General features: G+C 59.7%; 18 protein-coding genes and 1 riboswitch. Of the genes, 10 read left to right on the top strand and 8 right to left on the bottom strand.

All coding sequences use genetic code 11. The features are described from left to right. The first annotated feature begins 4 nt into the window (after nt 1-4). The 4 genes from ACQZ5F_RS16380 to ACQZ5F_RS16365 all read left to right on the top strand — a co-directional run bounded on the left by ACQZ5F_RS16380 (nt 5) and on the right by ACQZ5F_RS16365 (nt 6534). Entirely contained in the window at nt 5-2008 is a 2004-nt protein-coding gene (locus ACQZ5F_RS16380) for an acetyl-CoA carboxylase biotin carboxylase subunit (RefSeq protein ID WP_225338705.1), read from the top strand. A 142-nt stretch (nt 2009-2150) separates the two neighbouring features. Further along, complete coding sequence (scpA, locus tag ACQZ5F_RS16375; RefSeq protein ID WP_046799809.1) at nt 2151-4292, top strand: methylmalonyl-CoA mutase; 2142 nt, start codon at nt 2151-2153, stop codon at nt 4290-4292. Between the two features lie 13 nt (nt 4293-4305). Continuing rightward, nucleotides 4306-4722 carry a methylmalonyl-CoA epimerase gene (mce, locus tag ACQZ5F_RS16370; RefSeq protein ID WP_052819576.1) on the top strand — a complete coding sequence of 139 codons (417 nt, stop codon included), beginning with the start codon at nt 4306-4308 and terminating at the stop codon, nt 4720-4722. A gap of 267 nt (nt 4723-4989) precedes the next feature. Continuing rightward, nucleotides 4990-6534: a glycerol-3-phosphate dehydrogenase gene (locus tag ACQZ5F_RS16365; protein WP_225338703.1), complete on the top strand. Its 1545-nt coding sequence runs from the start codon at nt 4990-4992 to the stop codon at nt 6532-6534. Between the two features lie 24 nt (nt 6535-6558). Here the strand turns inward: ACQZ5F_RS16365 and ACQZ5F_RS16360 are convergent, their stop codons facing one another. Further along, nucleotides 6559-7785 carry an ROK family protein gene (locus ACQZ5F_RS16360; protein WP_225338702.1) on the bottom strand — a complete coding sequence of 409 codons (1227 nt, stop codon included), beginning with the start codon at nt 7783-7785 and terminating at the stop codon, nt 6559-6561. 245 nt (nt 7786-8030) lie between these two features. Here ACQZ5F_RS16360 and xylF point away from each other — a divergent pair, with 245 nt between their 5' ends. The 4 genes from xylF to metE all read left to right on the top strand — a co-directional run bounded on the left by xylF (nt 8031) and on the right by metE (nt 13993). After that, a complete protein-coding gene (xylF, locus tag ACQZ5F_RS16355; RefSeq protein ID WP_046799806.1) occupies nt 8031-9071 on the top strand; it encodes a D-xylose ABC transporter substrate-binding protein in 1041 nt (346 codons plus the stop codon). 87 nt (nt 9072-9158) lie between these two features. Next, nucleotides 9159-10463: a sugar ABC transporter permease gene (locus ACQZ5F_RS16350; protein WP_404801044.1), complete on the top strand. Its 1305-nt coding sequence runs from the start codon at nt 9159-9161 to the stop codon at nt 10461-10463. Between the two features lie 18 nt (nt 10464-10481). Further along, nucleotides 10482-11264, top strand: a complete 783-nt coding sequence (locus tag ACQZ5F_RS16345; protein ID WP_046799804.1) for an ATP-binding cassette domain-containing protein — start codon at nt 10482-10484, stop codon at nt 11262-11264. A 60-nt stretch (nt 11265-11324) separates the two neighbouring features. After that, nucleotides 11325-11541: riboswitch (cobalamin riboswitch) on the top strand. A 100-nt stretch (nt 11542-11641) separates the two neighbouring features. Then, nucleotides 11642-13993, top strand: a complete 2352-nt coding sequence (metE, locus tag ACQZ5F_RS16340) for a 5-methyltetrahydropteroyltriglutamate--homocysteine S-methyltransferase (protein ID WP_448730604.1) — start codon at nt 11642-11644, stop codon at nt 13991-13993. A gap of 177 nt (nt 13994-14170) precedes the next feature. On the opposite strand, the gene ACQZ5F_RS16335 is transcribed toward metE, so the two are convergent. The 7 genes from ACQZ5F_RS16335 to ACQZ5F_RS16305 form a co-directional block, all read right to left on the bottom strand. Next, on the bottom strand, nt 14171-14404 hold the full coding sequence (locus ACQZ5F_RS16335; protein WP_046799802.1) for a hypothetical protein: 234 nt from the start codon (nt 14402-14404) through the stop codon (nt 14171-14173). Between the two features lie 94 nt (nt 14405-14498). Further along, on the bottom strand, nt 14499-14936 hold the full coding sequence (locus ACQZ5F_RS16330) for a helix-turn-helix domain-containing protein (protein ID WP_046799801.1): 438 nt from the start codon (nt 14934-14936) through the stop codon (nt 14499-14501). Between the two features lie 139 nt (nt 14937-15075). Next, the gene (locus ACQZ5F_RS16325) at nt 15076-16194 is read right to left on the bottom strand and encodes a hypothetical protein (RefSeq protein WP_225338700.1); all 1119 of its coding nucleotides are present in this window, start codon (nt 16192-16194) and stop codon (nt 15076-15078) included. After that, on the bottom strand, nt 16191-16904 hold the full coding sequence (locus tag ACQZ5F_RS16320) for a TfuA-like protein (RefSeq protein WP_225338699.1): 714 nt from the start codon (nt 16902-16904) through the stop codon (nt 16191-16193). The genes ACQZ5F_RS16325 and ACQZ5F_RS16320 overlap by 4 nt, the downstream gene beginning before the upstream one ends. Then, complete coding sequence (locus tag ACQZ5F_RS16315) at nt 16901-18094, bottom strand: YcaO-like family protein (RefSeq protein ID WP_137087987.1); 1194 nt, start codon at nt 18092-18094, stop codon at nt 16901-16903. The genes ACQZ5F_RS16320 and ACQZ5F_RS16315 overlap by 4 nt, the downstream gene beginning before the upstream one ends. Nucleotides 18095-18131: 37 nt before the next feature. Further along, nucleotides 18132-18560 (bottom strand): hypothetical protein, encoded by a 429-nt coding sequence (locus ACQZ5F_RS16310; protein WP_046799798.1) that lies wholly within the window; start codon nt 18558-18560, stop codon nt 18132-18134. Nucleotides 18561-18568: 8 nt separating this feature from the next. After that, nucleotides 18569-20521, bottom strand: coding sequence for a BTAD domain-containing putative transcriptional regulator (locus ACQZ5F_RS16305; protein WP_225338698.1), 1953 nt, complete (start codon nt 20519-20521; stop codon nt 18569-18571). A gap of 172 nt (nt 20522-20693) precedes the next feature. Here ACQZ5F_RS16305 and ACQZ5F_RS16300 point away from each other — a divergent pair, with 172 nt between their 5' ends. Beyond that, nucleotides 20694-21185: a hypothetical protein gene (locus ACQZ5F_RS16300; RefSeq protein WP_046799796.1), complete on the top strand. Its 492-nt coding sequence runs from the start codon at nt 20694-20696 to the stop codon at nt 21183-21185. A gap of 181 nt (nt 21186-21366) precedes the next feature. Then, nucleotides 21367-21690: a hypothetical protein gene (locus tag ACQZ5F_RS16295; protein WP_448739320.1), complete on the top strand. Its 324-nt coding sequence runs from the start codon at nt 21367-21369 to the stop codon at nt 21688-21690. Nucleotides 21691-21705 lie beyond the last annotated feature (15 nt).

Genomic DNA, 21705 nt, shown 5'->3' with positions numbered 1-21705 from the left:
CCGCATGATCAAGAAAATCCTCATCGCCAATCGCGGCGAGATCGCCTGCCGGGTGATCAAGACGGCGAAGAAAATGGGCATTGCCACCGTCGCGGTCTATTCTGATGCGGATGCCAATGCGCTGCATGTGAGACAAGCGGATGAAGCCGTTCATATCGGCCCGGCCCCTTCGGCGCAGTCCTATATTGTCATCGACAAAATCCTTGAGGCTATCGCAAAGACCGGGGCGGATGCGGTACATCCGGGTTACGGGTTCCTGTCGGAAAATGCCGCCTTTGCCGAGGCGCTGGAGAAGGCGGGCGTCATTTTCATCGGCCCGCCCGTCGGCGCCATCAAGGCGATGGGCGACAAGATCACCTCGAAGAAACTCGCGGCGGAAGCGGGTGTTTCCACTGTCCCCGGCCATATGGGGCTGATCGGTGATGCCGAAGAGGCGGTGAAGATTGCATCGCAGATCGGTTATCCCGTGATGATCAAGGCCTCTGCCGGCGGTGGCGGCAAGGGCATGCGTATCGCCTTTAACGACGCCGAGGCGCGGGAGGGTTTCCAGTCCTCGAAAAACGAGGCGAAGTCCTCCTTTGGCGATGACCGCATCTTCATCGAGAAATTTGTCACCCAGCCGCGCCATATCGAGATACAGGTGCTGGGCGATCGGCACGGTAACATTCTTTATCTCGGTGAGCGCGAATGCTCGATCCAGCGCCGCAACCAGAAAGTCATAGAGGAAGCGCCATCGCCGTTTCTGGATGAGGCGACCCGGCAAGCGATGGGGCAAGAGGCCGTGGCGCTGGCAAGGGCCGTCGGCTACCATTCGGCCGGAACGGTGGAATTCATCGTCGATGGCAACCGTAATTTCTATTTTCTGGAAATGAACACCCGCCTGCAGGTGGAGCATCCGGTCACGGAACTCATCACCGGCATTGATCTGGTCGAACAGATGATCCGTGTCGCTGCCGGGGAAAAGCTTTCGTTCGGGCAGGCGGATGTGAAGCTGAACGGCTGGGCGATCGAAAGCCGGCTTTATGCCGAAGACCCCTATCGCAACTTCCTGCCCTCCATCGGCCGCTTGACGCGGTATCGCCCGCCGCAGGAAGGCGAGCAGGAAAACGGCACCGTCATCCGCAACGATACCGGCGTTTTCGAAGGCGGCGAGATATCGATGTATTACGATCCGATGATCGCCAAGCTGTGCAGCTGGGGTGAGGACCGCGAAACGGCAATCGACACCATGGGAGAGGCGCTGGACCGTTTCGAGGTGGAGGGTATCGGCCACAACCTGCCGTTCCTGTCGGCCGTCATGCAGCATGAGCGTTTTCGCGCCGGACGCCTGACGACGGGCTTTATCGCGGAAGAATTTCCGGAAGGCTTTTCCGGCGTCGAGCCGGATGAGGCCTCAGCGCGCAAGCTTTCCGCCATCGCCACCGTCATCCACCAGCGGCTTCAGAGCCGCGCGGTGGAGATTTCCGGCACCATTGGCAATCACCGCCGCATCGTTGGCCACGAATGGGTCGTTTCGCTCGGTAAGTCCCATCGAAGCGTCAGCGTGGAAACCGGCACGGATGGCACGGCGATCCGTTTTGATGACGGCGCGGCGCTGAGTGTCGATACCGGCTGGCTTCCCGGCCAGAGCCTCGGCCTGTTCACGGTGGCGGGCGAGGTGATCGCCGCCAAGGTTGATCTTGCCGGTGCCGCGATCCGCCTTCGCTGGCGGGGCATGGATGTTGTCGCCCGCGTGCGCAGCCCACGCGTGGCGGAACTGGCGCTGCTGATGCCGGAAAAACTGCCGCCGGATACCTCGAAACTGCTGCTCTGCCCCATGCCGGGCGTCATCACCGGCATCTCGGTCGGTGAGGGTGATGAGGTGGAAGCCGGTCAGGCGCTGGCGACGGTGGAGGCCATGAAGATGGAAAACATCCTGCGCGCGGAAAAACGGGGCCGCGTCGCGAAAGTTTCGGCTAAGCCGGGCGACAGCCTTGCTGTTGACGAGGTGATCCTCGAATTCGAGTGATGGCTGTTACCATTTCTCCGGAACGGATGCGGGCCGGAGCGGTTTACGGGGTCGGCAGGTTTGGCCCGGCAGGGGCATGGCTGGATTTCGGTCACGATTGCCCGCCACAATGTTAAGATGAAATGCAGAAGGGGAGAGATGCATGTCGGGTGAAAAAACGGTGCGGGATTGGCTGCAGCTTGCCGAAAAGGAGCTGAAGCGGTCACCGGAAACACTCGTCTGGCATACGCCTGAAGGCATAGAGGTCAAGCCGCTCTATACGGCCGACGATCTGCAAAACACGTCCCATCTCGAAAGCCTGCCGGGCTTTGCGCCCTTCACCCGCGGCCCGCGCGCCACCATGTATGCCGGGCGGCCTTGGACAATTCGCCAATATGCCGGTTTCTCCACGGCGGAGGCCTCGAACGCTTTTTACCGCAAGGCGCTTGCCGCCGGCCAGCAGGGCGTTTCCGTCGCCTTCGATCTCGCAACCCATCGCGGTTATGACAGCGATCATCCGCGGGTAGAAGGCGATGTCGGCAAGGCCGGCGTGGCGATCGATAGCGTCGAGGACATGAAAATCCTGTTCGATGGCATTCCGCTTGAAAAAGTCTCGGTATCGATGACCATGAATGGCGCGGTCATTCCCGTGCTTGCCAATTTCATCGTCGCCGGCGAGGAGCAGGGCGTTTCGCGCGAAAAACTCTCGGGTACGATCCAGAACGATATTCTCAAGGAGTTCATGGTCCGCAATACCTATATCTACCCGCCCGAACCTTCGATGCGCATCATCGCCGACATCATCGAATATACCGCAAAAGAGATGCCTAAATTCAACTCCATCTCGATTTCCGGCTATCACATGCAGGAGGCGGGCGCGACGCTGGTGCAGGAGCTTGCCTTCACGCTGGCGGATGGCAGGGAATATGTGCGGGCCGCCCTTGCGAAAGGGCTGAATGTCGATGATTTCGCCGGCCGCCTGTCGTTCTTTTTCGCCATTGGAATGAATTTCTTCATGGAAGCGGCCAAGCTGCGCGCCGCCCGTTTCCTCTGGTCGCGCATTATGGAAGAATTCAAGCCGCAAAAGGCCTCGTCGCTGATGCTGCGCACCCATTGCCAGACATCCGGCGTCTCGCTGCAGGAACAGGACCCCTATAACAACATCGTCCGCACCGCCTTTGAGGCCATGTCCGCCGTGCTTGGTGGTACGCAGTCGCTGCACACCAATTCCTTCGATGAGGCTATTGCCCTGCCGACGGAATTTTCCGCCCGCATCGCCCGTAATACCCAGCTTATCCTCCAGCACGAAACCGGCGTCACCAAGGTCGTCGATCCGCTAGCCGGTTCTTATTATGTCGAGAGCCTGACGGACGAACTGGCGCAAAAGGCCTGGGCGCTGATCGAGGAAGTCGAGGCGCTTGGCGGCATGACCAAGGCCGTAACGGAGGGGCTGCCGAAGCGGTTGATCGAGGAGGCCGCGACACGCCGACAGGCAGCGGTCGACAAAGGGGAAGAGGTCATCGTTGGGGTCAACCGTTACCGGTTGGAGACCGAAGAGGATATTGATGTCCTGGACATCGACAACGCCGCCGTGCGCGCCGCGCAAATCCGCCGGCTTGAGGACACCAAACGCCGCCGGGATGGTGGAGATGTTTCCAAGGCGCTGGTCGCACTCTCCGAAGTCGCCCGCAGCGGCAAGGGCAATATTCTCGAAGCAGCAGTCGCCGCCGCCCGCGCCCGCGCCACGGTTGGCGAGATTTCCGATGCGCTGCGCCTGGCCTTCGGCGATCACGCCGCCGTGCCGGAGGTGGTGAGCGATATTTACGGTGAGGCCTATAAAGACGAGCCGGAGCTGGCCACGCTCGCCGCCCGGCTTTCCGGCGTTGCTGAGAGGATCGGCACGAAACCGCGCATCATGGTCGCCAAGCTCGGGCAGGACGGGCATGATCGTGGCGCCAAGGTCATCGCCTCCGCCTTCGGTGATATCGGTTTCGATGTGCTGGCCGGTCCCTTGTTCCAGACACCGGCCGAAGCGGCCGATCTTGCTGTTCAGAACAAGGTGCATGTGGTCGGCATGTCGTCGCTGGCCGCCGGCCACAAGACCCTTGCGCCGCAGCTGGTCGAGGCGCTGAAACAGAAGGGTGCGGGCGATATCGTCGTTGTCGTCGGCGGCGTCATTCCACGTCAGGATTACCAGTTTCTGCTCGACCACGGGGTTTCGGCAATCTTCGGACCCGGCACCAATGTCATGGATGCCGCCAACAAGGTCCTAGACCTGCTGGAAGGCATCAGGCGGAACGCGTAAGGGAAGGACGGCCATGTTTGGAAGACTAAATCATGTCGCCATCGCGGTGCCCGATCTCGATGCCGCCGTGGCCCGTTACAGGGCGTTGGGCGCAGATGTCTCGGAACCGCAATCGCTACCCGAACACGGCGTGACGGTGGTGTTCATTCAGGCTGACAATACCAAGATCGAACTTCTTTATCCTCTCGGGGAAAATTCGCCGATTGCCGCTTTTCTCGACAGAAACCCGGGCGGCGGCACCCATCATCTCTGCTTCGAAGTGCCTGATATTCTCGTGGCTCGCGACGATCTCGTCAAAAAAGGCGTCCGAATTCTGGGCGATGGCGAGCCGAAGATCGGCGCGCATGGCAATCCCGTTCTCTTCCTGCACCCTAAAGACATGGGCGGCGTGCTCTATGAGCTTGAGCAGGTTTCTCAGACATATGGCTGAAACATAAATCTCCTAGAGCATTTCCAGAAAAAGTGCCCCCCGATTTTCCGTCAGGAAATGCGGCAAACAAGGAGTGAGAGCGTTTTCGCGATTCGCAGAAAAGCGAAAGTGCTCCGGGAGACTGACGTTGTGAAGCGCTGCTCATGGCGGAGATATTGCTTGCGTTTGCAATGTTCGTTTGTTTTCTTTTGACATTCGTTTTGTTTTCGTTTTTATATAATTGTCTTTCCATAAGGGGTTCCTCCCCTGCATTGTCGCGGAGGCTTCATGTCCGGCGAAAACATTTTCGATCTTTTTGTCATCGGTGGCGGCATCAATGGCTGCGGCATTGCCCGCGATGCGGTGGGCAGGGGTTACTCCGTGGCGCTGGCGGAAAAGGGCGATTTTGCCTCCGGCACGTCCTCCGCCGCCACCAAACTCATTCACGGCGGCCTGCGTTACCTCGAACATTACGAGTTTCGTCTGGTGCGTGAAGCCCTGATGGAGCGGGAAATCCTTTGGGCCATGGCGCCGCATGTCATCTGGCCGATGCGCTTCGTTCTGCCCATCCAGAAGGGCGGCGTACGCCCGGCCTGGATGGTCCGGCTCGGCCTGTTTCTTTATGACAATCTCGGCGGCCGCAAGCTGCTGCCGGCGACCCGCACGCTCGATCTTCGCAAGGACCCGGCGGGCAAGCCGCTGAAACCGGCTTTCGCCAAGGCTTTCGAATATTCCGATGGGTGGGTGGATGACGCCCGTTTTGTGGTACTCAATGCGCGCGATGCCGCGGATCGCGGCGCGACGATCATGAACCGCACGCGGGTCGTCTCCGCGCGGCGTGAAGGCGGCCTCTGGCTCATCGAAACGATGGATGAAAAAACCGGGCGAGCGGCCACGCACAAGGCGCGTATGCTGGTGAATGCCGCCGGTCCCTGGGTGGACAAGGTGCTGTCTGGCGTCTTTGGCCGCAAGGATGTTCATAATGTCCGGCTCGTACAGGGCAGCCACATCATCGTGCGAAGAAAGTTTTCCGATCCGCGCGCCTATTTCTTCCAGAACCCTGATAACCGCATCATCTTCGCCATTCCCTATGAGCGGGATTTCACGCTGATCGGCACAACGGACCGCGATTACAAGGGCGATCCGGCGAAGGTGCGCATCTCGGAGGAAGAGATTTCCTATCTCTGCAATGCCGCCAGCGACTATTTCAACGAAGCGGTAAAGCCGGAAGACATCATCTGGACCTATTCCGGTGTGCGGCCGCTTTTTGATGACGGTGCTTCGAAAGCGCAGGAAGCCACGCGCGATTACGTGCTGAAGTTGGAGGGAGGGGACGGCGAAGCGCCGCTTCTCAACATTTTCGGCGGCAAGCTGACCACCTATCGGCGGCTGGCGGAACATGCGCTGGAAAAGATCGGTGCGGCGATCGGCGATAAGGGTAAACCATGGACGCCGGGCTCTCACCTGCCGGGCGGTGATTTCGGTGTGGAGCGATATGAAAATCAAGTGAGGGGGCTGATTGACCTGTATCCCTTTCTTGAGCGCCGCCACGCGGAACGTCTCGTCAGGCATTACGGCACCAAAGCGGCAGATCTGCTCGGTCCGGCCACCGACATATCCGGCCTCGGCCGCCATTTCGGCGGCACGCTATATGAATGTGAGGTTCGCTTTCTGGTGCAGCATGAATGGGCCTGTGCGGCAGAAGATATTCTCTGGCGGCGCACAAAGCAGGGCCTGTTGCTCAGCAAGGAACAGGCGGCCGGTCTGGATGAATTCGTCCGGCTTTTGACAGGCGTCGAGGAAAAGACCGTTGCCGTGGCGGAGCGGGCCTGAGCTCCTGGCAATTCCCAATAAGCCTCACGCATTGCGCGCCGATTTCTCCGGGCCATCGGCGCTCAATATATAGTCGTCGGCAGCGGAAAGCGCGTGTTCCATATGCCCTTCGAATACCAGTTCCGGTTCGTCGGGCGCGATGCTGATTTTGGGCATGCCGCCGAAACGTACCGCCTGAGATTGCGCAAGGCCATCATGCAGGCCGTTTTCCAGAAGATCGAAATAACGGGTGCCGGGTCCTGTCACAAAAACCGGCATATGGCCATGCAGGCTGAACAGGCGTGAAAGACCGTTGCCGAGCGCAAGCCCGGCGGTGCGGAAGGCAAAGCGCGCCATGCGTGCGCCGGCGCGGGCGGAAGCGGCGATCTTGTCTACTTCGGCAATCGGCACGAATTTGGCCGGTTCGGCCTGGGGCGGGGCTTCGAAAGCCGAGCGTAGGATGGCGTAGAACCCGGAATAGGCTTCGATACAGCCTTTGGTGCCGCAGCGGCACAGGGCGCCATCGGCCAGATGCAGCATATGGCCGAAATTGGGGGCGCTGACCTCGATTGTACCGCCTGCGGAGCGGGCGATGCCGAGGCCGATGCTGTGGCCGAGCGACAGGGTGACGAGTGCTTCCGGCGCCGGCTCGTCTTTCGTCTGCTCGCGCATCCGGATGGCCTTGGCGGCAAGCAGGGTTTCATTGTTCAGCGTCACGCGATTGCGGCCGTCAGCGGAAAGCAATTGCCGGAAATCGATCCTTTCATTGCCGAGCACCGGCGACCAGACGAGCGTTGCCGCCGCCGCGTCCACCAGACCCTTGCTGCTGATAGATACCTGAAGAATATCGTGGCGATCGATGCGCGAGCGGTCCGCAAGCCGTGCGAGGCCGGCAAGTATTGCCCCGCCGAATGTGCCTTTTTCGGCAGCTAACCTCTGTTCGGTGAAGCGATCCACCAGCTTGCCGGCATAATCAACCAGCGAATATTGCACGCTGTCGGAAGAAATGATGACGATGGCGACGTGGCAGAATGCGCCGCGCGGCGCAAAGAGAATGCGCGGCCGCCCGCGACCGGTGGCGGCGAGCTGTTCCTTGCGCAGAATGAGGCCGGCGCGCTCAAGTTCCATGGTGATGGCGGAGACGGTGGCCGAGGCGAGCCCGGTGAAGGAAGACATGTCGGTGTGGGAAAGGCTGCCGTGCAGGCGCAGGGCCGCCATAACCGACAGGCTGTTTTTCTGGCGCACCAGTTCCGTACTTGCAATGGCGGACATGGGCTGGGGCCTGCTCCCTGAACGGCTTTTTCCTGTGGTGTTGACCCCCCGTCTGATGGCGCATGCCAGAGCGAAGATCAAGGCACCCGGATGCTGCCCGCAGCCGTTGTTGACAGCATTGGGAATCTCTGACATTAATTTTCTCGACTGTCGAGAAAATTGTGAAATCACAGAGACCGTCAGCTTTTTTCCGGGCGTTTTCCCTGCATGGAGGTGTGGGGCTTCGCCCTTACCGGGAGGACATCATGAATTCGTTTGCCAAGCTTTTGGCGGGTACGGCCGTACTCGTTTCCCTGCATACCGCCGCCATCGCGGCTGATCTCGTTGTTGGCGTTTCCTGGTCGAATTTCCAGGAAGAGCGCTGGAAGACGGATGAGGCGGCCATCAAGGCAGCACTCGACAAGGCCGGCGCGAAATACATTTCCGCCGATGCGCAGTCTTCTGCCGCAAAGCAGCTGACCGATGTGGAGTCGCTGATTTCGCAGGGCGCTAATGCGCTGATCATTCTGGCGCAGGATAGCGACGCGATTGGCCCGGCGGTGGAGAAGGCCGTTGCCGAAGGCATTCCGGTTGTTGGTTATGACCGCCTTATCGAAAATCAGAACGCCTTCTACATCACCTTCGACAACAAGGAAGTCGGCCGTCTTCAGGCTGCCGAAGTGTTCAAGGTCAAGCCGGAAGGCAATTACGTCTTCATCAAGGGCTCGTCTTCCGATCCGAATGCGGACTTCCTGTTCGCCGGCCAGCAGGAAGTGCTGAAGGCCGCCATCGACGGCGGCAAGATCAAGAATGTCGGCGAAGCCTATACCGATGGCTGGAAGCCGGAAAATGCCCAGAAGAACATGGAACAGTTCCTGACCAAGAATAACAATAAGGTCGATGCGGTCGTTGCCTCGAATGACGGCACGGCCGGTGGCGCTATTGCCGCTCTCGCTGCGCAGGGCATGGCCGGTTCGGTTCCCGTTTCCGGTCAGGATGCAGACTTCGCGGCACTTAACCGCGTTGCGCTTGGCACGCAGACGGTATCGGTCTGGAAAGACAGCCGCGAACTCGGCAAGGAAGCAGCCGGCATCGCGCTGGAACTGGCCGGCGGCAAGAAGATGACGGAAATCAAGGGCGTCACCAGCTTTGATGGCGGTCCGAAAAAGGTAGCGATGCAGTCGGTCTTCCTCAAGCCGATCGCGATCACCAAGGACAATCTGAACGTCGTCATCGATGCCGGCTGGATCAAGAAGGAAACGGCCTGCCAGGGTGTGAAGGCCGGAACCGTGAAGGCCTGCGACTAAGACCCAAAGGTCCAGCTTTGGGCGCTGCGCCACATCGGTGGCGTGGCGCCTTTCAGATGTAAGGAGGACCGGCAGTTCATGGCCGATATGACCCAATCCAATTCCACAGCGTCGCAAAAGACGGAAAAGACAGGCTCGATAACGCGCTTCATCAGTGCCACGGAGCTGGATACCAGGCTGCTCGGCATGGTCGGGGCGCTTCTTCTGATCTGGATCGGATTTCATATCCTGTCTGGCGGCCTGTTCCTGACGCCGCGAAACCTCTGGAACCTTTCAGTGCAGACCGCGTCCGTGGCTGTCATGGCAACCGGCATGGTGCTTGTCATCGTCACCCGCAATATCGATCTGTCGGTCGGGTCGATCCTCGGTTTTTCCGGCATGATCATGGGGGTCATGCAGGCGGAAATCCTGCCGCAGCTTCTCGGTTTCGAACATTGGGCGACATGGATCGTCACGCTTCTCACCGGCATTCTCGTCGGCGGCGCGATCGGCATGTTGCAGGGTTCGATCATCGCTTTCCTGAACGTGCCATCTTTCATCGTCACGCTCGGCGGGTTGCTGGTCTGGCGCGGTGGCACCTGGTTTATTACCAGCGGGCGTACCGTTGCGCCGATGGATTCCACCTTCCGTCTGATGGGTGGCGGCACCAATGGCTCGATTGGCGCGACATGGAGCTGGATCGCCGCCGTCGTCGCCTGCGTCGCCATCGTGGCGGCCATCCTGAATTCCCGCCATCAGCGTCGCCGTTTCGGTTTTCCGCTGCGGCCGGTCTGGGCGGAATATTTTCTGGTGGCGCTCGGCTGCCTCATTGTTATCGGTTTCGTGGCGGTGGTGAACAGCTATCCCTGGCCGATCAACATTGCCCGCAACTATGCTGACGCCAATGGCATAACCTGGCCGGAAGGCGGGTTGTTCATTGCGCACGGCATTGCCGTTCCGGTGCTGATGGCGCTTGCGGTTGGTGCGGTCATGACCTTCATCGCCACGCGGCTGCGCTTCGGGCGTTATGTCTTCGCCATTGGCGGCAACCCGGAAGCGGCGGAACTCGCCGGTATCAAGACCCGCTGGGTCACGGTGAAGATCTTCACGCTGATGGGCGTTCTCTGCGCCATTGCCGCGGCCATCTCCACCGCCCGCCTCAACGCGGCCACCAATGCGCAAGGGGAGCTGGACGAGCTTTACACCATCGCGGCGGCTGTCATCGGCGGCACCTCGCTTGCCGGCGGTGTCGGAACCATAGCGGGCGCGATGCTCGGCGCGCTCGTCATGCAGTCGCTGCAATCCGGCATGGTGCTGGTGGGTATTGATACGCCCTTCCAGCGCATCGTCGTCGGTGTGGTTCTGGTCGTCGCCGTCTGGCTCGACACCATCTACCGCGCCCGCGCCAAGTAAGAACCGAGGAGAACTCCTATGACGGACCAAGTCACGCCCCTCGTGGAAATGCGCAATATTTCCATTTCCTTCGGCGGCATCCATGCGGTGGAAAACGCCTCTGTTGACCTTTTCCCCGGTGAGGTGGTCGCCCTTCTCGGCCACAACGGCGCGGGCAAATCGACCCTTATCAAGATCCTCTCCGGCGCCTACCGGCGCGATGGCGGCGATATCCTCATCAATGGCGAGGATGCGGATATCCGTAATCCCCGCGATGCCAAGAAATACGGCATCGAGACCATCTACCAGACGCTTGCCGTGGCCGACAATGTCGATGCGGCGGCCAATCTTTATCTCGGTCGCGAGCTGAAAACGAAATGGGGCACGCTTGATGATGTCGCCATGGAAGCCTCAGCCCGCGAGGTGATGGGGCGTCTCAATCCCAATTTCCGGCGGTTCAAGGAGCCGGTGAAGGCGCTGTCCGGTGGCCAGCGGCAGTCCGTCGCCATTGCCCGCGCCATTCTGTTCGATGCCCGTATCCTGATCATGGATGAGCCAACGGCGGCACTCGGGCCGCAGGAGACGGCGCAGGTGGGCGATCTCGTCAAGGAGCTGAAACGGCAGGGCATCGGCATCTTCCTCATCAGCCACGATATTCACGATGTCTTCGATCTTGCCGACCGGGTCTTCGTGATGAAAAACGGCAAGGTTGTCGGCCATGCCCGGACTGAGGATGTCACTAAAGACGAGGTTCTGGGCATGATCATTCTGGGCAAGGTGCCCTCAGGTGCTGTTCCGGGGCCGGGCGCGGTCGCATCCTGAACTGGGGAAATAAAGACATAAAGATTTCTTTATGTCTATTGACATCGTGACGCCTGTGGTGAGAAATGCTGGCGTCATGGTTCTCCGGGCCTGAATGTTTCAATCTCGGAGCTAAGAGGGAATCCGGTGCGCCGACGATCGGCAAGGCCGGAGCTGCCCCCGCAACTGTAAGCGGCGAGCCTTTGTCCATCCACGTCACTGGGGTGAAAACCCCCGGGAAGACGGGCAAAGGCGACGACCCGTAAGCCAGGAGACCTGCCAGGACAAAATAACGTCCACGGGCGGGGTGTCCCGGTGGTTGCTGCAATGGTTCGGCAAAGGTCGGGCCTGCACGCGTCCGCTTTACCCATGCCCCCACAACCAAATGGGGTATGACAATGCCAAACAAGACCATTCCAGTCGCATCGCTCGGTTTTCCGAGAATTGGCCGCCATCGCGAATTGAAGTTCGCGCTTGAAGGCTTCTGGTCGGGAAAGATCCCCGAGACGGAACTTCTTGAAACCGCCGCCAGGCTGCGCGCCGAAAACTGGGTGCTTCAGCGCAAGAAGGGAATCACCCACATCCCCTCCAATGATTTCTCCCTCTATGATCATGTTCTTGATGCAGCCGTGATGGTGGGTGCCATTCCCTCGGTTTACGGATGGGAAGGTGGAGACGTTTCCCTGTCGACCTATTTTGCCATGGCGCGTGGCAGCCAGAGCGAGGCCCATGCGGATTGCGGCCACGCCCACGGGGCAGATGACCTTCTCGGGTTGGGCGTTCGGGCGCTGGAGATGACCAAGTGGTTCGACACGAATTATCATTACATGGTGCCGGAGGTTTCCGAGGATCAGCATTTTGTGCTCACCTCGCAAAAGCCGGTCGAGCATTTTCTTGAGGCGAAGGCGCTCGGCATTCACACTCGTCCCGTCATCCTCGGTCCGGTCACCTTCCTGAAGCTTGCCAAGGCGCGGGAGGCCGTTTTCAAGCCGCTCGATCTGCTGGCGAAGCTATTGCCTGTTTACGAAGAACTGCTGCGCCGCCTGCATGCGGCCGGTGCGGACTGGGTACAGATCGACGAACCAGTTGCGGCGTTGGACCTTTCCGAGGGTGAACGCCATGCGCTCACGATGGCCTATCAGACCTTGTCGAAAGCCGCGCCGGATTTGAAAATCCTCGTTGCCACCTATTTCGGTGGGCTTGAGGACAATCTGGAATCCGTTGTGGCACTTCCGGTCGCAGGTCTTCATATTGATCTGGTGCGTGCGTCCAATGAGTTCGAGGCTGTGCTGAAGGCTTTGCCCGCAAATCGCGTCCTTTCGCTTGGTGTCATTGATGGTCGTAACATCTGGCGTGCCGATCTTGCGGCAATCGTTGATCGGCTGGAAGCGGCCATTGCCGCACGGGGCGTAGAAGCGTTTCAAATTGCCCCTTCCTGCTCGCTGCTGCATGTTCCCGTCGATCTCGAACTGGAAACCGGCCTTGATGCCGACCTGAAAAGCTGGCTTTCCTTCGCCACCCAGAAGCTCGGCGAGCTTGCGACGCTCGGCAGGGCGCTCGGTGAGGGCAAGGTTGCGGTTGCGGCTGAACTGGGCGCGGCTTCGAAGGCAGCTGCCACACGCGCCTCGTCGCCAAAGGTGACGAATACAGCCGTGCAGAAACGTATCGGAACGATCGGCGAGGCCGACAGGCAGCGGACGAGCGCCTTTGCCGAACGGCAGAAGGTGCAGGCGCAGGCCATCACCCTGCCGCTCTTCCCGACGACGACCATCGGCTCCTTCCCGCAGACGCCGGAGGTGCGCAAGGCCCGGTCCGCGCATGCGAAAGGTGCCCTGACAGATGCGCAATATGAAGGCTTTCTGCAAAAGGAAACCGAAGCAACCATCCGTTGGCAGGAAGAAATAGGTCTCGATGTCCTCGTTCACGGCGAGTTCGAGCGCAACGACATGGTGCAATATTTCGGCGAGCAGCTTTCCGGCTTCGCTTTCACCCAGCACGCATGGGTGCAGAGTTACGGCTCGCGTTATGTCCGCCCGCCGATCATCTTCGGCGATGTGTCGAGGCCGAAACCGATGACAGTCCGCTGGTGGGAATATTCGCAGTCACTCACTGATAAACCCGTCAAGGGCATGCTGACCGGTCCGGTAACGATCCTCAACTGGTCTTTCGTGCGCGACGATATCGCCAGAAGCTTGACATGCCGGCAGATCGCGCTGGCCATCCGTGATGAGGTCAATGATCTCGAGGCGGCAGGCGCGCAGATGATCCAGATCGATGAAGCAGCTCTTCGTGAAGGTCTGCCGCTTCGGCATCGGGATTGGCAGCACTATCTCGGCTGGGCGGTGGAGTGCTTCCGCATTTGCTCGAGCGGCGTGGGCGATCACACACAGGTCCACACCCATATGTGCTATTCGGAGTTCAACCAGATCATCGATGCGATTGCCGCAATGGATGCCGACGTGATTTCCATCGAGACCTCACGCTCGAAGATGGAACTGCTGGATGCTTTCCGGACCTACAAATATCCGAACCAGATCGGCCCCGGCGTTTACGACATCCATTCGCCGCGTGTACCGGCCGTCGGCGAAATGGTTGACCTTCTGGCACTGGCGCGGGAGCGGCTTGACGATCGGCAACTCTGGATCAACCCGGATTGCGGCCTGAAAACCCGCAAATGGGTAGAGGTGAGGCCGGCGCTCGTCAACATGGTCGCCGCAGCTGCGGAACTTCGGCGCGCGCTGCCCCGATAATAGGCGAGGCCCGGCGAAAAACCGGGCCTCGATCATCATTTACGATGAAATCCCTTGGGAGGGGTTATGCGCAGGCAGATGCAAGATGCGTCAATTCATTTCAAGGCGTTCCCGGCTGGAGGAAGGTGCGGGAACGCTTCGTGCTACGCATCTATGCGGCTGCGGATAGGAAATTGCTCAATGCAGATCGGCCGGTGCGAAACCGCTGGAATTCAACTCTGCGCCTGCAGGCGGCAGGCCGTGCTGATTGATATCCTGAGCCAGCGACAACAATGCCATTTCCAGGAAATAGGTCGACATGCCCAGTTCCATGGATTTCGAGCGCTGGCAAAGGTATGAAACCATCCTTCCAAGCGCCAGAATCTCGTCTGCATTGTCCTGTTCAAGTATTGCTGTGGTAGACGCCGCCATGCTTCCCTCTCGACAATCGACAGTATGAAAACGCGTTGATCCCGCGTTATTCATTTTCGACCATATCGAGCGTCACGCGAGCGTCACACCTGCGTTACTCATCGTTCTTCTTCTCTGGCGCGGTCGTATTTTCCGCCGTTTCGGTCGCTGCAAGCGATGTCACGAGGGCGACAATGCTTCGGCGGATGCTTGCGCTCTTGATTCGCGAAAAGGCCTGATTGAGCGAAAATCCTTCATTCGAAGCGACGAAGGACTGCATGGCGTTTATCGAGCCGATGGCCGGATTGTCGTTTCCGACATCGGGCGTGGCATTGGCGAAAAGCGAGCTGACATCGACACCGAGAACGGATGCGATGGCCTGTAAACGCGATGCACCAACGCGATTTGCACCTTTTTCGTACTTCTGGACCTGCTGAAAGGTGATACCGAGCCGGCCGGCCAGAGCGCTCTGGCTCATGCCGAGCGACTTGCGCCGCATTCTGATCTGGGTGCCGACATGCACGTCGATCGGGCTGGGAAGTTTGGGCTGCATAATAAATTCCTCCATGTTGAGGGTCTTAAATCGGATAATTATCAATTAATATTGTTGAAGGTAGACATTCAACACAATTTCCACGGGTAATATGAACCTTTATTGACAAAAGAATGCAGTTTTACAGATACGGAACACGCTACGAAGCCCGGCTTATAACCTTTGTGGCGCAACGCAACGCCCCGTTGCGGCTTGCAAGATGGCTCCACCCGGTCACGCAGATGGGATCGAAACCGAGCCCTGCCCAGATTTGCCTGTTGTCTTCGTCGAACTCCCCGAGCGCCTCCTCATCGCCGAAATGCGGCAACCAGACGAATGGCTGCTTTTGGCCTGATCGTACGACATTTTCAAGAATGACATTGTTGTAAAGTCGCGGAATGCATTTGTTGCTGTCGATGGCCGGGGAAACAGGAATGGGATTTCGCCTTACCGCGAAACCCTGCCGGATCAGCGAATGCACCGAGGCGTCGAGTTTTTGTTTCAGATCCGTCGCTGCACGGCTGCCGCATCCCGCATGCGCCACCGGATCGGCGACCAGGAGCAGCGGACGGTTATCCTGTCTCAGACCGGTCACCGAAACGAACTGGTCAACGTGGAAACCGCATTGGTGCATTCTCCGGGAGGCCATCGCCATGGGGGCCGGTCTTGCCGAAGAAAGGTCTTCCGGCCGGTACCCAAAGCTGTAGACTGTTCTGCCGTCGAGAGCCTGAACCTTCTGCCACTGCTGCGAGCATTCTAAAGTGTTGTTCCTGACACCTGTCCCGCTGCCGTCCTCAAGGCTCGAATGGCCTACCAGCCGAAAATCCGGGCCAACCAACTGGTTGCCGCCGTCCAAAAGGACGTCCGGAACGGCCGCTACGAGCCCGAAACGCGTGGCAAGCGCGCTGGCGCTGGCGTTTCCCGCTGCCGAAACCAGTTCGGTCGCAGCGCCTTTTTCATCGGTCCGAACATGGACCATATCCTGTATCCACGGATGCGAAATGCGGCTGTTTTCATCAAGCGGCAGCAACTCGGCGGCGCAGGGGGGAGCCAGCCTTTCGAGCCAGTCCTGCGCCGATGGAATGCAGTCCCGGTCAATGATGATGGCCGCCATCATTTCGTGGGGCAGAGCCGAAAGCAGGTTTCCGATGGGAAGCAGTGGCGAGACGCGATGCCTGTCGTGATCATCGGTAAAAAACGATGCCGGAAGCGCGAACGCGATCGTGTCAATCAGTCCACCACAATCGGCTACGAAAGACGGAGACCGGGAAATTGTCACGGCATCTTTTCTCCCGTCATCCGCCGCGCCGCCAATTGCTGAAAAAACACCGTGTTCTGGAATTTCCATGATGGCGATGGCGGGGATGGCAGGTCCCCGGCTTTGAGCACCTCCAGAAGCTCGACCGCGTCGTTTCTTTTTACGGAAACGGCCTCTTTGGCCAGAAAATTTGCCACTTCTGAAGCAAGTCCGGCTTCGGCGGCAATGGTACGCCATGTTCTGCGGCTAAAATGCAGGTGTCGGGCAACGCGCAGCAGAGTATCGTGTTCTTCCGTGGCGATTTTATCGCGGCACGCTTCCAGCGTTGCCTCGGCGTCGACCAGCGCGATCGTCATTGGACGATAGCCAAGTTCACCCGGCGCGTGGCTGACCGCCACATCGGCGTCGGAAAACCGTCGTCCGTCACGATAGGCCGTGAAGATTTCGCCGATGCCGATCATGCCGAAGGCGGCACATTCCGTCGCCCGGAGCGCTCCCATGCTGGCGGCCCCGAGAATAGTGACGCCGGATGACAGGGCATGCAGGATTTCCTTGTGCCAGACGGCGGCGCAGTCCCCATAAAGGCCGTCGATGAGACCGATTGTCCGGACGCCTTGCTGCACGGCATCGAAAATATCACCGCAGGCCGCCGGTCCGCGAAGATCGAGACCTGATATTTTTTCGCCAGTGACACTGTGGATGGAGGGGCCTGCAAAAACCACGGTTTTCATCGAAGACCTCCGGCGTTCAGGAAATGATCGAGCGCCCGCGGCGATATGTTTTGCAGGCCTCCACTGGTCGGGGTAAGGCCGCTCGCCAGAACCCGCACGACATTGAGGCCCGGGACACCCGTTTCCAGTGCGAAGACATAAATATCCTCGATTCCTGCGGTGAAAAGGCGCTCGGCAAGCTGGCGCCAGGGCGGCAAAGCTCTGTCATCCGTTGCAAGATCAAGCTGCACCGGCGTCCGTTCTACCGGTTGCCGCCCGAAAGCGGGCGCAGTCAACATGTCTCGCTGGTAACGCAGCGGGGAGAGATCATCCCGCGCGCCGCTGATATCCGTCAGTCGCGACTGGATCGCTTCGAGCAGCGCTGCAACAGCGGCGTCATAGGTTGCGGGTCGGCAGGCGGCGCCCGCCGCATTGCGGGTTGCGGGGCCGTCCAGCGCGTTAACCGAGCGGGGAAGGCTTGCCATCACCACCGGCACGCCGAGTGTATTCGTCATGTCGAAGAAGGACGGTGTCAGGTCAATGTCTGAAAGGCGTTCAACAAGGCTGTCGAACGACGCATTGATACCGGCCGGAAACGTGACCGGATCTGGCGCGATCGTGCGGGTTTCGAAAGTATCGACGAGAAAGCAGGCGTCGTTTTCAACGAGTTCGAGCAAGGCGTGGAGAACCGCATGGTCATGATTAAACCCCGCTGCGAGACCCTGCGAACTCATGAGGAAAGCCTGCCGATCCCAGGGGAAATCTGCGCGAAAATCCATTCCGATGAGTTCGTAAGGAGCAAATACGTCCTGCTGCTGGCGAACGGATATTCCCTTCACCCAGCCGCGTTCGCGCCGAGGATCCAGCCTTTCCGGATCGACGCGGCCGACGGTTTCGAAAGGAATGAGAGGAACGCCTTTTGCCCGCATCTGCTCGAGAGAGCCGAAGGCGGAGACATGTTTGCGGGTATCTTCAGCGACGGCACCCTCGATTGCTTCCATGATCGCCGAGAGCCGCGCCTGTTCCGCAACAAGTCCCTTGCCCTGCGAAACCGAAAGCCCGCGCGAATTGGGGCGCACCGCAAACCAGACGGGTATGCCGATAATATCGAGACCGGTCACGTCACCGACACGGGTAATCCCGAACTGCCGGAGCAGTTCGGGATCGAAGAACGATGCGTCTGCATGCCTTGAAGCCGCTGTCGCTGATATGGGAGCACCGGCAGCGGTCAAGGCTGCGGAACCGCGATCAGGGCGCAGAGTTGGCGTCGTCGGCAAGGATGGCGTCGAACAGCTCGCCGGTGACCGAACCCGCCGGACCGACAGCCTTCAGCGCCGCGCCGATTGGCGCCTGCACCATGCGGTTGAAATCCCAGCCGGCGTCGGTCACTTCACCGATAAAGGCGAAATCGGCTTCGGAAACCACGGCGCCACCGGCGACGAGGGCTTCGATGCCCTGGATCTGGACCTGGTCCAGCTCAGCCTCGGGCTGGCCGTCCTGGCGAACGAGCATGGCCTTTGCCGCAGCCGCGACGCGTGCATAGCCATCCACGCCGGGGTGGCTGGCTTCATAGGCCGCGATCGTCTCATGCGATACGGACGCAACCCTGAGCGGCGTCGTGCGAATGAAAAGAACGCCGAAGCCCTTTTTTCCGACAATGAAGAAATGCGAGGACATAATATCTCCTATTTGATCCCAGCTAATCGAAGTGCGTGATAGAATTTTTCATTCGCTATCGGGTCACGGTCTGGAGAAAGGCTGCTGATCTCCCTCGCCGACATACCCGGATAGTTTTCCTGAAGCCTGCCGCCGGTTTCCCGGGCAGCGGCCAAATCGCCATGCAGCGCGTGGCTTGCGGTCAAAACCCGCAGGGCCGGCTCGTCATTTTCCATTCGCGCGCATAATTCCACCGCCGCGCCGTAATCCTCGCGCTTGAAGGCGATGCTGGCGCCGGCCCACCAGTAGATATCGGGTGCGAGCGGGTTGAGATCGATCGCCTGCTGGAACTTCTCCCAGGCGGTTTCGGCATCGCCAAAGTGGGCGAGTGCATCGGCATGCTGGAGCAGGAGGTCGGCGGAGTTGGGAGCAAGCGCCTCTGCCTCGAAGAATTTTTCGGCGGATATGTCGAAATCCCGCTGGTAGAGCGCCACCACCGCGCACATCCAGTGGCCAACGCCGAGGGCAGGGTCGATCTCCACGGAAGCGTCGGCCTCCGCCTTGGCGCGGTGCAGCAGGTGAGGGTCGTTGCCGCCCAGCATCAACCATTCCAGCTGCAGGCTCTGCGCCACCCGGGCGCGGGCGACGGCCATGCCGTGATCGAGATCGACGGCTCTGCGGAACATGGAGCGGGCTCTGCGCAGAAGCGGCAGGTCGCATTTGCCGCGCAGGAGCTGTTGGCCCTCCAGCAATTGCCGGTAGGCCTCGCCGCTATGGTTCCGGTCGGGTTCCACCTGTAGCCGCTCGATCTCGCGGGCAAGCGCCGCAGCCACCTGTTTGGAGAGCAGGCGAAATGCGGTGTGGATGTGCCGCTCGGTGAGAACCACTTCCAGCGACCAGACGATTTCGCCGGTCGCCTCCTCGATCAGCGCCACTGACATGCCGGTATCGTCGAAAACCGACGACATGATCCTGTAGTCGGTCCGCAGCATGGCGTAACCATCATCGGCCCGGTCCCGCGAGAGCGCAAAGGTGCTGTGTGGTGAAAGGACGGTAAAGGTCCGGTAGCGCACCAGGCTGTTGGCGACATCCTCGATAAAGGCGTGCATGACCGGCGATGCCGGCAGCCCGTCCACCCGGGCCGGCAGGCCGAAGGCGACGCGCGGTTTCGTGGTGGTTTTTCGCCGGCTGGCTTCGTCAGGCTCGGCGGGGGTGGTTATCGTTGAGGCGAGGCTCTGTATCCGGCGTCTCAGCGCCACGGTCTCGGCTTCCGGCGAGCGTGCCTCCTGACGCAGCTGCTCCTGCAACAGCACGAACATGCCCTCGCAGGCGCTGATATTTCCGATCCGCGCATAGGCGGCCATGGCGGCGCGGTAGGTTTCCTCGCGTTCCGGTTCGATCTTGCACGCGCATTCGGCAAGTCTCGCGATATCGTTGGAGCTGGCGCGGCCGAAGCGGGTCAGCTCCTCCAGAAGCTGTGTGTAGCTTGAGAAGAACAGGTCCTTGAGACGACGGCGTTCCGACAACAGCCAGAGGTAGAGATGATCTTGCCCGGCATCCAGCCCATCCAGCAGGTCGCCGCTAAATTCGAGCAGGGCCTGCAGCCGCCGCATCGGGTCTTCGGCTCTCGCGCCGACAAGAAAGATCGCAAGGTCGGTCCGCTGCGCCAGCTTTCCCGCCTTCAGATCGTTCCCTTCGGTCAGAAGGATGGACTCGTCTTCATTGGGCAGCTTCTGAAGGCGCAGAATCAGCTGTCGTAAATTGCCGAGTGCGCGTTTCTGCTCGACATTTTCCCACAGGAGCGATGCGGCGTGCTGGCGGGAAAGCGACTGGTTGGGCGCAAGAATGAGGGCTGCGATGAGCGCAAAGCCCTTGGACGGGAAAAATGCTTCCCGCACCGCATCACAGCGCGGGGTGCCAAAAAGCCGGATCGGTATCAGTTCAGCGTTCCCAGCCACTTTTGTCCCCTCATGAATCACCATCTAACAACGTGTCCGGGAAATTGAAAGTCATCATAGCGCTCCATTTGACGCTGGTGTGACGCGGCCTGCCTATTGTCGCAGGCAGAAGCATGAAGGACGGGCTGAAAGCAGCGAATATGCAGCGGGCAGGCATCGGGAATTTTCGAAAGTGATAGCGTTTAACGGAAGCTACATGGCGTTCGAGCCGCGTATTGAACCTTACCAGCGTGCCGACGATGTCGGATATGCGGTCAGCGAGTTCATGTGGTTCAAGGGACGCCCGTTCTATCCGGTCTCGGCGCTGGTTCATGCGAAGGTTGCCCATGCCAGGTTATCGGCTGAAAAATGCGACGATGAGGACGAGGATAATCTCGATATTCTTTTCCGCATGCCGGTGGTGGCGGGCGGGCATTTTTTCGAGATCGTGCTGCGTTCGAACGAAGGCACCTCTTACGGTGGCTGGCTGTGGGGAGAGGAACTGGAAATCCTGAACGAATTCGTCAACGGCTATCGTGTTCTGGCCGGGAAGTTCGAAGGCAGGCTGATCCGGTTCGAATATTCCAGGCGGTTTCAACGGTACCGGACGGTCGAGCCGCTGCCGGTCGAGAAATCCGTCTTCCTGATCCAGCGGGAGGCCAAGCCTTACGCGGTCAGGCGTGATCTGCCGGGAAGTCCGGCACGCTGAATGCAAGGGCGTCTTTGTGTCCGGGGAGACGCAGGGGCATGGGGGAATACCTGGTCGATAGGCGGGGCGTGAGCTGCCGCTCTTTCTGACATGCCCGGAAAAGCCACGGCTTTATCCGGGCTTACCGGTGAATATTTTTATTTTTATTATGTGGAAAATTATGATGCCCAATCGAGGTAACATGCGTAACAGGCGGGTGTCATCGCAGCTTCCTGCGGTGAACGGCGTCTCCCGTCAGGCCGCACTTTCCCATACGGAAAGCGTCGATGCCGAGCCGCGTGCTTTGATGCGCAGCGACAGGCTTTATATTGTCAGCGAGCCGGATTCCAAGGCTTCTTCCACGTCTCTGACGCGGGAGGATCGGGTTGGGGAAGAGGCTCTTGGCGGGGGCGAGATCAGCAATACCGTCGTCGACGCCGATATCAAGGTCGCAAAATGGGCCTGGGCGGCATTGGCGATCGCACATTGCTGGCTGATCTATTTCATGGTGACCAATCTCGGTTAGGGCACGACAACCCGG

The organism is Agrobacterium sp. 22-210-1, from assembly GCF_053522525.1.
The sequence above is the reverse complement of the archived record's forward strand: the minus strand, read 5'-3'. Positions and strand labels throughout refer to the sequence as shown.

What these genes read in the sequence shown, in the direction of transcription:
- ACQZ5F_RS16360 (WP_225338702.1), bottom strand. Translation starts at nt 7,785, where the DNA reads ATGTCCGCCATTGCAAGTACGGAACTGGTGCGCCAGAAAAACAGCCTG.
- ACQZ5F_RS16330 (WP_046799801.1), bottom strand. Translation starts at nt 14,936, where the DNA reads ATGCAGCCCAAACTTCCCAGCCCGATCGACGTGCATGTCGGCACCCAG.
- ACQZ5F_RS16310 (WP_046799798.1), bottom strand. Translation starts at nt 18,560, where the DNA reads ATGTCCTCGCATTTCTTCATTGTCGGAAAAAAGGGCTTCGGCGTTCTT.
- ACQZ5F_RS16345 (WP_046799804.1), top strand. Translation starts at nt 10,482, where the DNA reads ATGACGGACCAAGTCACGCCCCTCGTGGAAATGCGCAATATTTCCATT.
- xylF (WP_046799806.1), top strand. Translation starts at nt 8,031, where the DNA reads ATGAATTCGTTTGCCAAGCTTTTGGCGGGTACGGCCGTACTCGTTTCC.
- ACQZ5F_RS16350 (WP_404801044.1), top strand. Translation starts at nt 9,159, where the DNA reads ATGACCCAATCCAATTCCACAGCGTCGCAAAAGACGGAAAAGACAGGC.
- scpA (WP_046799809.1), top strand. Translation starts at nt 2,151, where the DNA reads ATGTCGGGTGAAAAAACGGTGCGGGATTGGCTGCAGCTTGCCGAAAAG.
- ACQZ5F_RS16305 (WP_225338698.1), bottom strand. Translation starts at nt 20,521, where the DNA reads ATGGTGATTCATGAGGGGACAAAAGTGGCTGGGAACGCTGAACTGATA.
- ACQZ5F_RS16300 (WP_046799796.1), top strand. Translation starts at nt 20,694, where the DNA reads ATGGCGTTCGAGCCGCGTATTGAACCTTACCAGCGTGCCGACGATGTC.
- ACQZ5F_RS16365 (WP_225338703.1), top strand. Translation starts at nt 4,990, where the DNA reads ATGTCCGGCGAAAACATTTTCGATCTTTTTGTCATCGGTGGCGGCATC.
- ACQZ5F_RS16335 (WP_046799802.1), bottom strand. Translation starts at nt 14,404, where the DNA reads ATGGCGGCGTCTACCACAGCAATACTTGAACAGGACAATGCAGACGAG.
- ACQZ5F_RS16320 (WP_225338699.1), bottom strand. Translation starts at nt 16,904, where the DNA reads ATGAAAACCGTGGTTTTTGCAGGCCCCTCCATCCACAGTGTCACTGGC.
- ACQZ5F_RS16380 (WP_225338705.1), top strand. Translation starts at nt 5, where the DNA reads ATGATCAAGAAAATCCTCATCGCCAATCGCGGCGAGATCGCCTGCCGG.
- mce (WP_052819576.1), top strand. Translation starts at nt 4,306, where the DNA reads ATGTTTGGAAGACTAAATCATGTCGCCATCGCGGTGCCCGATCTCGAT.
- metE (WP_448730604.1), top strand. Translation starts at nt 11,642, where the DNA reads ATGCCAAACAAGACCATTCCAGTCGCATCGCTCGGTTTTCCGAGAATT.
- ACQZ5F_RS16295 (WP_448739320.1), top strand. Translation starts at nt 21,367, where the DNA reads ATGCGTAACAGGCGGGTGTCATCGCAGCTTCCTGCGGTGAACGGCGTC.